This is a genomic window from Streptomyces spiralis (assembly GCF_014654675.1).
Lineage (GTDB): Bacteria > Actinomycetota > Actinomycetes > Streptomycetales > Streptomycetaceae > Streptomyces > Streptomyces spiralis.
The window spans coordinates 25,444-38,547 of record NZ_BNBC01000006.1; the positions used below are offsets into that span (position 1 = coordinate 25,444).

A 13,104-nucleotide genomic window follows, 5' to 3' on the forward strand; every position below is an offset into this window, starting at 1 on the left:
ACGGCGGCCGACCGCCCTACCTCGGCAAGTGGCGCTCGGCGAAGTCGAGTTCCAGGCGGAGTTGTTTGATGCGTTCGTCCACGACGAGGGAGCCGTGGCCGGCGTCGTAGCGGTAGACCTCGTGGACGGCGCCGCGGGCCTGGAGGCGTTTGACGTAGTTCTCGATCTGGCGGATGGGGCAGCGGGGGTCGTTGACGCCGGCGGAGATGTAGACCGGGGCCTTGACCTGGTCCACGTAGGTGATCGGGGAGGACGCCTCGAAGCGCTCGGGGACGTCCTCGGGGGTGCCGCCCAGCAGGGTGCGGTCCATGGCCTTCAGGGCTTCCATCTCGTCGTGGTACGCCGTGACGTAGTCGGCGACCGGGACCGCCGCGATGCCCAGCGTCCACGCCTCCGGCTGCGTGCCCAGGCCCAGCAGCGTGAGGTAGCCGCCCCAGGAGCCGCCGGTGAGGATCAGGCGCTCGGGGTCGGCCAGGCCCGAGTCGATCGCCCACTGCCGGACCGCCGCGATGTCCTCCAGCTCGATCAGGCCGACGCGGTGCTTCAGGGCGTCCGTCCAGGCGCGGCCGTAGCCCGTGGAGCCGCGGTAGTTGACGCGGACCACCGCGTAGCCGTGGTCCACCCAGGCGGCCGGGCCCGCGGCGAAGGAGTCGCTGTCGTGCCAGGTGGGGCCGCCGTGGATGTCGAAGACCGTGGGCAGGGGACCCGCCACGCCCGCCGGCCGTTGGACCAGGGCGTGGATGCGGCCGCCGGGGCCGTCCACCCAGACGTCCTCCACCGGGACCGAGCCCGGGGACTTCATGCCGGGCGGGTCCAGGACCACCCCGCCGTTCGTGGAGCGGACGGCGGACGGCTCGGCCGCCGACGACCACAGGTACTCCACGCTGCCGTCCGGACGGGCCGTCGCCCCGGAGACCGTGCCGGGCAGGGTGGGAATCCGCGTCAGTTCGCGGCCGACCAGGTCGTAGCGGAACAGCTCGCTGCGGGCCTCGAAGCTGTGCGCGACGAGCAGGCCGCTGCCGTCCGGGTACCACTCGGCGCTCACGTCGCCGGGCAGGTCCAGCTCCAGGTCCGTCTCCTCGCCCGTCGCCACGTCCCACACCAGCGGCTCCCAGCGGCCCCGCCGCTGGTGGCCGACGAGCAGCCGGGTGTCGCCGTCGACCGGGGCGAAGCCCAGCACCTCCAGGCCGAGCTCCAGCGTCCCGCCCTTGGTGTCGTCCAGCTCGGCCACCGGCGTGCCGTCCGGGCGCAGCACGCGCAGCGCCGAGTGCATGGCGTCGCCGTGCTCGGTGTGCTCGATCGCGATCAGCGAGCCGTCGTGGGAGAGGTCGCCGACGCCCGCGGACTCCCGGTGCCGGTAGATCTCCACCGGGTCCTCGTCCGAGCCCACGCGCGCGAGGTGGATCGTCGTGCCGTCCTCGTCCGTGGAGCGGCCCACGACCGCCGTACGCCCGTCCCGGCCGAGCGCGAGGCCCGCGGGGTAGGAGGGCTCCAGGCCGGGTACGGCCGCCGCGTCGGGGCCGCCGGTGAACGGCTGGCGACGCCAGACGCCGAACTCGTCGCCGTCCTTGTCGTCGAACCACCAGATCCACTCGCCGTCCGGGGACAGCACGCCCTCCGTCGTGCCGTTCGGCCGGTCCGTCGCCTGGCGCTGCTCGCCGCTCGCACGGTCCCAGGCGTACAGCTCGTACGTCCCCGTCGCGTTCGACACGAACAGGGAACGGTCGGGTGCGTCCTCCGCCCAGTCGGGCAGCGAGACCCGGGGCGCCCGGAAGCGCTTCTCCCAGTCCGGCATCGGCTCCTGCCGGTCCCGCCCGGCCGTCCGGCCCTGCCCGTCCCGCTGGTCCTGCGCCGCGGACCCGTTGCTCTCAGTCATGGCCCCATAGTGCCTGGCCGCACCGACAACGCGCCGCCCCGCTCCCCAGCCTGTGGACAACCGACCCGTCCGGCCCCGGGCAACCTGTGGAAAACTCCGCCCCACCCCGACCCCGCGACCGGACCGCCCGGCCGGGGGCCGTACCGTTGAGGGCGTGTACCGGTTTCTGCTGACGCCCCGCTGGTGGGGGATCAACGTCTTCGTGCTGCTGGCCATCCCGTTCTGCATCTTCATGGGGTCCTGGCAGCTGAGCCGGTTCGACGCGCGGGTGCAGGAGCACCGGACCGCGAACGCCCAGGCCGCCTCGGACCGCACTCAGGCCCCCCGCCCGCTGGCTCGGCTGCTGCCCGTCGACAAGCGGACCTCCGGCATGCGGGCCACCGCGACCGGCCGGTACGGCAAGCAGCTGCTGGTCCCCGGCCGTGAGCTGGACGGCAAGCGCGGCTTCTACGTGCTGACGCTGCTGCGCACCGACTCCGGCAAGGCGCTCCCGGTCGTCCGGGGCTGGCTGCCGGGCGACGCGAACGCCGCGAAGGCCCCGGCGCCCCCCACGGGCGAGGTCTCGGTCACCGGTGCGCTCCAGGCGTCCGAGACGCCCGGTGACAACGGGGTCAGCGCACAGGGCGGCCTGCCGGCCGGGCAGACCTCGGCGATCAGCGCCGCCTCGCTGGTCAACCTCGTGCCGTACGACGTGTACGACGCGTGGGTGACGCTCGACAAGGCCGACTCCGGCATGAAGCCGGTGCCGGCCAAGGCCCCGGACAACACCGGGCTGGATCTGAAGGCCTTCCAGAACCTCGGCTACACCGGCGAGTGGTTCGTCTTCGCCGGGTTCGTGGTCTTCATGTGGTTCCGGCTCGTACGGCGCGAGGTGGAGGCCGTACGGGACGCGGAGCTGGGACTGGTGCCGGAGCCGGAGGAGCAGAAGGGCGAGCAGGCCGCCGCGGTGTGACCGCTCGCGGTCACGCGCCCCACGGGCTCGCCGCCCCTACGACGCGGCCAGCACCCCCGTGCGGTACACCGTGCCCGCGCACGCGTTCGGCACCGTCGCCGAGACCGCCGGTGAGCCCGCCTCCGGCGTGTGGGAGACCACGACGCTGCCCTCGGCCGTGCCGCCGTCCTCCGTCATCAGCTGGGTCGTGGTGCCGGCGTCGGTGCCCGTGCCCGCGGACGTGCCACCCGTCGTGCCGGAGTCCTGGCTGGAGGACGGATCGGGTGAGGGCGCGCCGGTCTCGGTGCCGCCGTTGCCGGTGCCGCCGCTGGTGGGACAGGTCTCGGAGGGCACCCAGGCGAACTTCACCTCGTACGCCGAGCCCGGCGTGAGGACCAGCCCGGAGACCTCGGTGGAGGGGTCGGGCAGGGCGGTGGCCGGGTCGCCGGCGGTGTGCTGCGCCATGCTGATCTTGCTGGTGTCGGCGGCGCCCTGCGCCAGCGTGGTCACCGTGCCGGGCCCGCCGACGGTACAGCTGCCCTTGGAGATGTTGGTGACGCGGAAGGTGCCGTAGACGGCGCCGGAGGTGTCGGGCGCGCCGATCGTCGCGGTGGCTGAGCCCAGCTGGGGCGCCGTGCACACGGGCGCGCCGGTGTCGGCGGAGGCCGAGGGACCGCCCGTGCCGGCGCCGGCGGACCCGCTGCCCGGGGTGGCGCTCTTGCCGTCGCCCCTGCGATCGTCCGGCTTTCCGCTGCTGCCCTTGCCGGGTGTCCGGCCGGAGGCGCCGCTCGCGGTGCCCTCCCCGCCGTCCGGGCCCTTGCCCTGGCCGGTGCCGCCCTGGGCCTGCGAGGCCTGGCCGGCGATGGCCGGGTCGACGCCGGAGCCGCCGGCGTCGGAGACGTGCACGAGCGCGGGGATGGCGGTGCCGATGAACAGGGCGGCGGCGGCCATGCCGACGGCGGCCTGCCGCTTGCGGGCGCGCCGCGCCGGAACGGCGCGCCGGAGGTGCTCCAGCGTGCCCTCACGCGGCTCGAACTCCTGGACGGCCTGGTGCAGCAGCCTGCGCAGTGCCAGCTCGTCCGGGTCGAGCCCCTCGGGGTCCCTTTCGTCGGGGCTGTGCTTCACGTGTCCGTTCCCAGCGTGCGATTGCGTGTCGTCCTGCTCCGGCCGCGTCGGCTCGTGCCACGCGTACGGCTCGTGGCGCTCGTGCGAGTCGCGTCCCTCGGCGTTCTCGCTCATGCCCGCGCCTCCATGGCGACCCTGAGCGCCGCGATGCCGCGTGAGCCGTACGCCTTGACCGATCCGAGCGAGATCCCGAGGGTCTCGGCGACCTGCGCCTCGGTCATGTCCGCGAAGTAGCGCAGCACCAGCACCTCACGCTGGCGGCGCTGCAGGCCCTTCATCGCCTTGATCAGGGAGTCGCGCTCCAGCTGGTCGTAGGCGCCCTCCTCGGCGCTCGCCATGTCCGGCATCGGCTTGGAGAGCAGCTTCAGGCCGAGGATGCGGCGGCGCAAGGCCGAACGCGAAAGATTGACGACGGTCTGACGCAGGTAGGCGAGCGTCTTCTCGGGGTCACGGACCCGCTTGCGGGCGGAGTGGACGCGGATGAATGCCTCCTGGACGACGTCCTCGCAGGAGGCGGTGTCGTCGAGGAGGAGCGCGGCCAGGCCCAGCAGCGAGCGGTAGTGGGCGCGGTAGGTCTCGGTGAGATGGTCGACGGTGGTGCCGGCCGCCACGGTCTCCTCGGCGCCGTCACGCTGGTTCGGTATGCGGGCGGGCCGCGCGGCGGGCATGGGGGCGATCACCGGCAGGCCACCGGACGAGCCGGGCGAGCCGGACATTCCAGGTGCGAGCGGTCGGAGCGCCGCACGGCGCGGCCGCAGGCCGCCGCGGGTCGCCGCTTGGAAGTCGAGTACCTCTGCCACGCCAGTTGGACACGCCGCCCCCCTCGGGGGTTGTACGTGCCGGGCGTCCTTTTCGCGCCGAGTGTGCCGAGCGACGCGGCCGACCACGTTCTCGCGTCAGGCAGCACCCCGTCCGGTGCCCCACATGCCCTCATGCGTCCCGCTCTTCCCCTATGTGTGAAATGACGAGGGCGCCCCACGCCCTCGCGGCGTCCCCACGCCCCCGAAGGGCGACCGCAAAGACGCTCCCCGCCCTCCGCGCGGTTGCGGAGGGCGGGGAGGAGAATCTTCGGACGCCGAGGCAGCACGGTCCAAGTGGTGACGAACCATTGATCCGACCATATTTACACAGATCCTACAAAGGAGCAGAGCCGTGGCCAGGGCTTTCCCCCCGGTAACAGGCCTCGGTGCGGCCCCAGTCGGCCTCGGAGCAGCCTCAATCGGCCTCGGAGCGGCCCCAATCGGCCTCGGAGCGGCCCCAATCGGCCTCGGAGCGGCCCTCAGTCCGCCTCGGCCGCCACCAACTCCGCGATCTGCGCCGTGTTGAGCGCGGCGCCCTTGCGCAGGTTGTCACCGCAGACGAAGAGCTCCAGCGCCGTCGGATCGTCGAGCGCCCGCCGCACCCGGCCCACCCATGTCGGATCGGTGCCCACCACGTCGGCGGGCGTGGGGAACTCGCCCGCGGCCGGGTCGTCGCACAGCACCACACCGGGTGCCGTGGCCATGATCTCCCGCGCCTTGCCGACGGTGACCTCGCCCTCGAAACGGGCGTGCACGGTCAGGGAGTGGGTGGTGACCACCGGGACGCGTACGCAGGTCACGGCGACCGGCAGCTGCGGCAGCCCGAGGATCTTGCGGGACTCGTCCCGCACCTTCATCTCCTCCGACGACCAGCCGTCGTCGCACAGCGACCCGGCCCACGGCACCACGTTCAGCGCCACCGGCTCCGGGAAGGGGCCGGTGTCGTCGCCCACGGCGCGCCGTACGTCACCGGGGCTGGTCCCCAGCTCCGTGCCCGCGACCAGGGACAGCTGGCGGCGCAGCGTCTCCACGCCCGCGCGCCCGGCCCCGCTCACCGCCTGGTACGAGGAGACGACCAGCTCACGCAGCCCGAACTCGGCGTGCAGCGCGCCCAGCGCCACGATCATGGTCAGGGTGGTGCAGTTGGGGCTGGAGATGATGCCGCGCGGGCGCCGGCGCGCCGCGTGCGGATTCACCTCGGGCACCACCAGCGGCACGTCCGGGTCCGCACGGAAGGCCCCGGAGTTGTCCACCACGACCGCGCCCTTGGCGGCCGCGACCGGTGCCCACCGGGCGGCGACCTCGTCGGGCACGTCGAACAGGGCGATGTCCACCCCGTCGAAGGCCTCCTCGGCAAGCGCGGCCACCTCGACCTCCTCGCCTCGCACGGCCAGCTTGCGGCCGGCCGAGCGCGGCGAGGCGATCAGGCGGATGTCGCCCCAGATGTCCGCGCGCTGGGACAGGATCCGGAGCAGGACCGTGCCGACGGCTCCGGTCGCTCCCACGACCGCGAGCGTCGGTCGACCGGTCATCGTCGTACGCCTCCGTCACGTCCGTACGACGGAACGGCGGCAGCGGGGACGGTCATCGCCCGGTGCCTCCGTAGACGACGGCCTCGTCGCTGTCGGAGTCGAGCCCGAAGGCGGTGTGCACGGCGCGCACGGCCTCCGGCACGTCGTCCTTGCGGGTGACGACCGAGATGCGGATCTCGGAGGTCGAGATCAGCTCGATGTTCACGCCCGCGTCGGACAGCGCGGTGAAGAAGTCCGCGGTTACCCCGGGGTTGGTCTTCATACCCGCGCCGACCAGGGAGATCTTGCCGATCTGGTCGTCGTAGCGAAGGGAGTCGAAGCCGATGCCGGCGCGGTTCTTCTCCAGCGCGTCGATGGCCTTGCGGCCCTCGGTCTTCGGCAGCGTGAAGGAGATGTCCGTCAGACCGGTGGAGGCGGCGGACACGTTCTGCACGACCATGTCGATGTTGATCTCGGCATCGGCGATCGTACGGAAGATGGAGGCGGCCTCGCCCGGCTTGTCGGGCACGCCGACCACCGTGATCTTGGCCTCGGAGGTGTCGTGCGCGACACCGGAGATGATGGCCTGCTCCACCTTCTTGTCCCCTTGCTCGATCGGCTCGCTGCTGACCCACGTGCCCTGCAATCCGCTGAAGGAGGAGCGGACGTGGATCGGGATGTTGTAGCGCCGGGCGTACTCCACACACCGGTGGAGCAGCACCTTCGACCCGGACGAGGCCAGCTCCAGCATGTCCTCGAAGGAGATCCAGTCGATCTTCCGGGCCTTCTTCACCACACGCGGGTCGGCCGTGAACACGCCGTCGACGTCGGTGTAGATCTCGCACACCTCGGCGTCGAGGGCGGCGGCCAGAGCGACCGCGGTGGTGTCGGAGCCGCCACGCCCCAGCGTGGTGATGTCCTTCTTGTCCTGGCTGACGCCCTGGAAACCGGCGACGATGGCGATGTTGCCCTCGTCCAGCGCGGTCCGGATACGGCCCGGCGTGACGTCGATGATCCGGGCTTTGTTGTGGACCGAGTCGGTGATGACACCTGCCTGGCTGCCGGTGAACGACTGGGCCTTGTGACCCAGGTTTTTGATCGCCATGGCCAGCAGGGCCATGGAGATCCGCTCTCCGGCGGTCAGCAGCATGTCGAGCTCGCGCCCGGCAGGCATCGGGGAAACCTGCTCGGCGAGATCGATCAGCTCGTCCGTCGTGTCGCCCATCGCGGAAACGACCACGACAACGTCGTTGCCGTTCTTCTTCGCTTCCACGATTCGCTTGGCGACGCGCTTGATGCCCTCGGCATCGGCTACGGAGGAGCCTCCGTACTTCTGCACGACAAGGCCCACGTGCGCTCCTCGCTCAGTCCATGTGTATCGCACTTGCGCAGATGCAGTGCGGTCGGCTCAGTCTATCGAGCGTCCGAATTTTCCCCCTGCGATATCGCATGGTGAGATCTTCGGCGCCCGCCGTTCAGGACGGCTCATGCCCAGGGGACGGGACGGCACTCGGAACGTGGCCGGGGTCACAGCACGGGGAGAAACCACGGAGAGCAGGGGGAGAACGGAGCCAAACGCCTTCCGCGCGGGGCGGGATCACCGTCCGCCGCCGGCGTCAGGTCACTGCGGCCCGTGCAGGCCCAGCGGGGCCGCGATCTCCTCCGCCATGACCTTGCCCGCCTCGAACTCCAGGGTCTCGTCGCCCATGCCCTGGTCGGTGTCCAGGCCGTCCAGTTCCTCCAGGGGCTGGTTGAGGCGGACGTGGTTGACGATGGACTGCAGGGCCCGCAGCACGGCGGAGGCCGTCGAGCCCCAGTTGGAGAAGTAGGAGAACTGCCACCACCACAGGGCCTCGGTGGTGCGGCCCGCGCGGTAGTGGGCCATGCCGTGGCGCAGGTCGGTGACGACGTCGGCGAGGTCGTCGGAGAGACGGGCCGGGACCGGGGCCCGGCGCGGCTCGTAGGGGTCGAAGACCTCGGAGTACACGTCGATCGGCTCCAGGAGGCGGGCGAGGTTCTCGCGCAGGATGTCCACGTCCTGCTCCGGGCCGGAGTCGGGCTCGTAACGCTCGTCGGGGACGAAGTCCTCGTGCGCGCCGAGCCGGCCGCCGGCCAGCAGCAGTTGGGAGACCTCCAGCAGGAGGAACGGCACCGCCGAGTCGGGCTCGTCGCCCCTGGCGACCTCGGCGACCGCGACCAGGAAGCTCTCGACCTGGTCGGCGATCTGGACCGCGAAGTCGTCCGGATTCTGGCTGGTCGCGTGCAGCGTGGCGTCAGACATCTAGGAGTCGTCTCCCCTCGAAGGCGCGGCCGAGGGTCACCTCGTCCGCGTATTCCAGGTCGCCACCCACCGGGAGGCCGCTGGCCAGGCGGGTGACCTTCAGGCCCATGGGCTTGATCATGCGGGCGAGGTACGTCGCCGTCGCCTCGCCTTCCAGATTCGGGTCCGTGGCCAGGATGAGCTCCGTGACCGTGCCGTCCGCGAGACGGGCAAGGAGTTCCCGTATCCGCAGGTCGTCCGGGCCCACGCCCTCGATCGGGCTGATCGCGCCGCCCAGGACGTGGTACCGCCCGCGGAACTCGCGCGTGCGCTCGATGGCGACGACGTCCTTCGGCTCCTCGACCACGCAGATGACGGACGGGTCGCGGCGGCTGTCGCGGCAGATCCCGCACAGCTCCTCCTGCGCCACGTTGCCGCACGTCGCGCAGAAGCGGACCTTCGCCTTCACCTCCATCAGGGCCTGGGCGAGCCGCCGTACGTCCGTCGGTTCCGCCTGGAGGATGTGGAAGGCGATCCGCTGGGCGCTCTTGGGACCGACGCCGGGCAGCCGCCCCAGCTCGTCGATGAGGTCCTGGACCACGCCTTCGTACACCGGACTGCCGTCCCTTCCCGCGTGTTGCTTCGCTTGGTAACCGTAGTGGCCGGGCGGCCCCTCAGAAAGGCACCCCGAGGGGTCAGAAAGGCAGCCCGGGGATGCCGCTGCCGCCGCCCAGGCCCTGGGCCAGCGGGCCGAGCTTCTGCTGCTGCAGCGTCTGGGCGTTCTCATTGGCCGCCTGGACGGCCGCGACGATCAGGTCGGCGAGGGTCTCGGTGTCCTCCGGGTCCACCGCCTTGGGGTCGATCTTCAGCGCGCGCAGCTCGCCGGCGCCGGTGACGGTGGCCCGCACCAGGCCGCCGCCCGCCTGCCCGTCGACCTCGGTCTGCGCCAGTTCCTCCTGGGCCCGCTGCAGGTCCTGCTGCATCTTCTGGGCCTGCTGGAGCAGCTGCTGCATGTTGGGCTGGCCACCACCGGGAATCACGATCAGCTCCTGCTTTCGTACGGCATGTCCGGATGTCCGGGCGGAGTATCCCCGCTGGCATGAGCCTACGTGGTCCAGGGAGGTGGCGCCCTGCCACTCTTTCGAGTGAGTCGCGGGTGGGCCCTATACCTGATCAAGGCCCCCTTCCGGGCGGAAAAGCGAGGCTTCCCTCCTCTTCGCCACCCATTGGGGGGTAGGAAGGGGGCCGGCGCGTCAGCCAGCGTCACAGACCGTGATCAGTAGGGAGTGCCGGGTGGGTCAGCCGGAGATGCAGCCCGAGGGTTCGCGACAGGACGGGCGCGGCGACGGGGCGGCCAGGCTGCGGCCGGGCGACCTGACCGGGCGGCCGTTCCCGCTCGGCGACTGGGGCGAGCCGGCCGAGCGGCTGGACGAGCTGTACCGGTGGGTGGAGCGGGGCGCGCTCGAGACCGCGTCCTGGTACCTCGCCGAGCGGGTGTGGAAGCGGCGCGGGGCGCGGGTGCTGCGGTGCGGAGCCACGGTGGGGGCGGTGGCCGGGGCGGCGCTGCCGCTGCTGGACCTGACGCGGGCCGTCGGTGGAGCGGCGCCCTGGGGATATCTGGCACTGCTGCTGTCCGTGGCGTGCGTCGGCATCGACCGGTACTTCGGGGTGACCTCCGGCTGGATAAGGGACGTGGCGACCGCGCAGGCCGTGCAGCGGCGGCTGCAGGTGCTCCAGTTCGACTGGGCGTCCGAGAACGTACGGGAAGTGCTGGGGCCGGCCGAGGGGACGGCGAGCGAGGCCGCCGAGCGGTGCCTGACGGTCCTGCGGCGGTTCTCGGAGGACGTGACCGAGCTGGTCCGGACCGAGACGGCCGACTGGATGGTGGAGTTCCGGATCGGCTCCGCGCCGATGGGCCTCCAGTCGGCGGTGTCCGGCGCCGGCCGGTCGGAGGTGGGGGCCGCCGGAGGCGGGCGCCTTCCGCTGCCGCCGGGGGGTGCCCGGCCCAACATGCCCCGGCAACGCCCCCCGGAGCCGCGCTGACCGCCCGCCGCCGTCGCCTCCGTCACTCCTTGGTGTAGGTCAGCTGCTCCCCGGTGGTGGTGTTCACGCGCCGCAGGCTGCCGTCCGACAGGAGGCTGACCTGCGTGGCCGCGCCGGGAGAGCAGCCCTGGGTGCCCTGGCCGACCGTGAGCGAGGACGGGCCGATCTCCAGTGGACCGCCGTCGACCGGCTTCCTGGTCAGGTCGGCCCGGAACACACAGTGGTAGGTGCCGCCACCCTGCAGCGGGCCGTCGGCGACGAGCGTGAGGACCGTGTCGCCCACGTCGCCCTGGCTGATGGTCAGGCGGCGGGGGTTGGCGCCGTAGGCGTTGTCGATCGTCGTCGTCCAGGTGCCGAGGTACGCGGCCGGGACGACGCCGTCCGACGGGGAGGGCGAGTCGGGCGGCGACGTGGTGGGCGACTGGCCGGGGTCCGTCGCGTCGGCGGGGGTGGTGGGTGCCGTGACGGCCGGCGAGGGGCCGGGACCGCCCTTGTCGTCGTGGTCGCCGCCGCCGCTGCGCATCAGGGCGTACACCGATCCGCCCGCGACGAGCGCGACGACCAGCGCCATCGCGACCAGCGCGGCGGTGGAGCGGCCGCCCCGGCGCGGTTCGTGCTGCGCGGGCAGCGGGCTCGGTCCGTACGGCGGCGTGGACCCCACCGGCGGCGGCCCGTACGGCGGGGTCGCGCCGAGGCCGCTGTACGGGTTGTGCGCCCCGGCCGGCGCCCAGCCGCCGGGCTGCTGCGGATAGCCGTAGGGGCCGGGGGCGGGCTGCTGCGGGTAGCCGTAGCCAGGGTGCACGGGCGCCGGCCCGGGCGGCGGCGTCTGGCCCGCGACCATGGTGGGCAGGTGATTGACGGGCGGCTGCGCCCCGCCTCCGCCCGGCTGCCCGGGAACGGGCGGGGTGGCCCCGGGGGCCGCGGGGGCGTGCCCGGCGGACGGCCGGGGAGCCTCGGCCGGAGGCTGAGCGACGGACGGCTCTGTAGGAGCCGGGCGGACTGCGGCGGGATCCTGCGGGGTGGGAGCAGGGGGAGTCGCGGCAACGGCACCGGGGGCGGCCGGGGTCCCGGCGGCGGCGCCGGGAACGACCGGAGTGCCGTCGGCGGCAGGAGCCGCCGGGGTTCCGGCAGCGGCGGCAGGAACAGCCGGAGCAGCCGGAGAACCAGGGACGGCGGGGCCCGGCACGGGCGGATCCCCGGCAGCGGCGGCGTAGGCCGTCCCTGCGGCTCCCGCATCGGCTCCCGCGCCGGCACTCGGAACGGCTTCAGCACCGGCACCATCATCATCGGCCTCGGCAACAGCTCCGGCATCGGCCGCAGCACCAGCACCAGGGCTCCCCGACTCACCGGAGTCGGCGGCAGCCCCCGCCGGACCCGCCTGCACCCCCTTGGTCAGCTCGGGCCTACCCCCCTCCCCTGCCACCGGGCCCGCGGAGCCCGCCACCGGACCCGCCGCACCCGCCAGGTCCGCCGGACCCGCCGCTCCCGGCCCCGCCGGAGTCACCGCATCCGCCGTACCCCCCGGCGCCCCCTGCGGCTCTCGTTCCTCCGGGTTCTCCGCGTCCAGGAGTTGCACCGCGTGGCGGCCGAGCTGGGCCACCAGGGCGCTCGGCAGCCAGGGGTCTCGGAAGCGGCCGTCGGCCAGGGTGTCCTCGGCGCCGGTGCGGTCGAGGATCCAGTCGAGCGTGGGCCGCACCGCCGGGTCCTTCTTCAGGCAGGCGCGGACGAGGTCGGCGATGCCCTCGGGCAGCGCCTGGAGGTCGGGTTCCTGCTCGGCGATGCGGTACATCAGCGCGTGCACCCCGCTGTCGGCGGTGCCGAACGGCAGCGCGCCGGTCGCCGCGTAGGCGAGCACGGAGCCGAGGCAGAAGACGTCCGCCGCGGTCGTGACCCGGTCGCCGCGCACCTGCTCGGGCGCCATGAAGCCGGGCGAGCCGACCAGCGCCCCGGTCCGGGTGAGGCCGCCGTCCGTGACGGTCTCCAGGGCCCGCGCGATGCCGAAGTCGATGACGCGCGGGCCGTCGATGGTGACCAGCACGTTGGAGGGCTTGAGGTCGCGGTGGATGAGCCCGGCCGCGTGGATGTCCTTCAGCGCACCCGCGAGACCGGCCGCGAGGATCCGTACCGAACGCTCGGGCAGCGCGCCGTGGTCGTGCCCGACCACCTGTTGCAGGCTGGGCCCGGCGACGTACCCGGTGGCGACCCACGGCACGGCGGCCTCGGTGTCCGCGTCCAGCACGGGTGCCGTCCAGTGGCCGCCGACCCGCCGGGCGGCCCGCACCTCCTGCCGGAAGCGCGCCCGGAACTCCTCCTGCTGCGCCAGCTCCTGCCGGACCAGTTTCACGGCGACCGTCCGCCCCCGGTCCGACCGGGCCAGATACACCTGCCCCATGCCGCCGGCCCCGAGCCGCGCCAGCAACCGGTAGACACCAATCCGCTGCGGATCCCCGGGCCCCAGCTTCTCCATGGCTCAGCGCCTCCCCCCGATGCCCGACCGATGTCCGACATCCCCCGATACACCCCTGCCCAACAGCCCGAGGATAGTGCCGCCACCGGGA

General features: G+C 73.0%; 11 protein-coding genes. 2 read left to right on the top strand and 9 right to left on the bottom strand.

Annotation, left to right across the window (positions count from 1 at the left end; genetic code table 11):
- Nucleotides 1-16 precede the first annotated feature (16 nt).
- Nucleotides 17-1,876 (bottom strand): S9 family peptidase, encoded by a 1,860-nt coding sequence (locus IE318_RS08620; protein ID WP_189898274.1) that lies wholly within the window; start codon nt 1,874-1,876, stop codon nt 17-19.
- Between the two features lie 154 nt (nt 1,877-2,030).
- Between IE318_RS08620 and IE318_RS08625 the strand changes: the two genes are divergently transcribed.
- Nucleotides 2,031-2,828, top strand: a complete 798-nt coding sequence (locus tag IE318_RS08625) for an SURF1 family protein (RefSeq protein WP_189898276.1) — start codon at nt 2,031-2,033, stop codon at nt 2,826-2,828.
- 36 nt (nt 2,829-2,864) lie between these two features.
- Here the strand turns inward: IE318_RS08625 and IE318_RS08630 are convergent, their stop codons facing one another.
- From IE318_RS08630 to IE318_RS08660, 7 genes are all read right to left on the bottom strand, one after another.
- Nucleotides 2,865-4,046, bottom strand: coding sequence for a hypothetical protein (locus IE318_RS08630; RefSeq protein ID WP_189898278.1), 1,182 nt, complete (start codon nt 4,044-4,046; stop codon nt 2,865-2,867).
- Nucleotides 4,043-4,618: a SigE family RNA polymerase sigma factor gene (locus IE318_RS08635; RefSeq protein ID WP_189898633.1), complete on the bottom strand. Its 576-nt coding sequence runs from the start codon at nt 4,616-4,618 to the stop codon at nt 4,043-4,045. The genes IE318_RS08630 and IE318_RS08635 overlap by 4 nt, the downstream gene beginning before the upstream one ends.
- A gap of 593 nt (nt 4,619-5,211) precedes the next feature.
- Nucleotides 5,212-6,264, bottom strand: coding sequence for an aspartate-semialdehyde dehydrogenase (locus IE318_RS08640; RefSeq protein ID WP_030180202.1), 1,053 nt, complete (start codon nt 6,262-6,264; stop codon nt 5,212-5,214).
- 52 nt (nt 6,265-6,316) lie between these two features.
- Nucleotides 6,317-7,594, bottom strand: coding sequence for an aspartate kinase (locus IE318_RS08645; protein ID WP_030180206.1), 1,278 nt, complete (start codon nt 7,592-7,594; stop codon nt 6,317-6,319).
- A 270-nt stretch (nt 7,595-7,864) separates the two neighbouring features.
- Complete coding sequence (locus tag IE318_RS08650) at nt 7,865-8,524, bottom strand: DUF5063 domain-containing protein (RefSeq protein ID WP_030180210.1); 660 nt, start codon at nt 8,522-8,524, stop codon at nt 7,865-7,867.
- Nucleotides 8,517-9,116, bottom strand: a complete 600-nt coding sequence (gene recR / locus IE318_RS08655; protein ID WP_030180213.1) for a recombination mediator RecR — start codon at nt 9,114-9,116, stop codon at nt 8,517-8,519. The genes IE318_RS08650 and recR overlap by 8 nt, the downstream gene beginning before the upstream one ends.
- A gap of 82 nt (nt 9,117-9,198) precedes the next feature.
- On the bottom strand, nt 9,199-9,543 hold the full coding sequence (locus IE318_RS08660) for a YbaB/EbfC family nucleoid-associated protein (protein WP_037869563.1): 345 nt from the start codon (nt 9,541-9,543) through the stop codon (nt 9,199-9,201).
- Nucleotides 9,544-9,796: 253 nt separating this feature from the next.
- Here IE318_RS08660 and IE318_RS08665 point away from each other — a divergent pair, with 253 nt between their 5' ends.
- Nucleotides 9,797-10,546, top strand: a complete 750-nt coding sequence (locus tag IE318_RS08665; RefSeq protein WP_030180219.1) for an SLATT domain-containing protein — start codon at nt 9,797-9,799, stop codon at nt 10,544-10,546.
- A gap of 22 nt (nt 10,547-10,568) precedes the next feature.
- Here IE318_RS08665 and IE318_RS08670 read toward each other — a convergent pair whose 3' ends face one another.
- Entirely contained in the window at nt 10,569-13,013 is a 2,445-nt protein-coding gene (locus IE318_RS08670) for a serine/threonine-protein kinase (protein WP_189898281.1), read from the bottom strand.
- Nucleotides 13,014-13,104 lie beyond the last annotated feature (91 nt).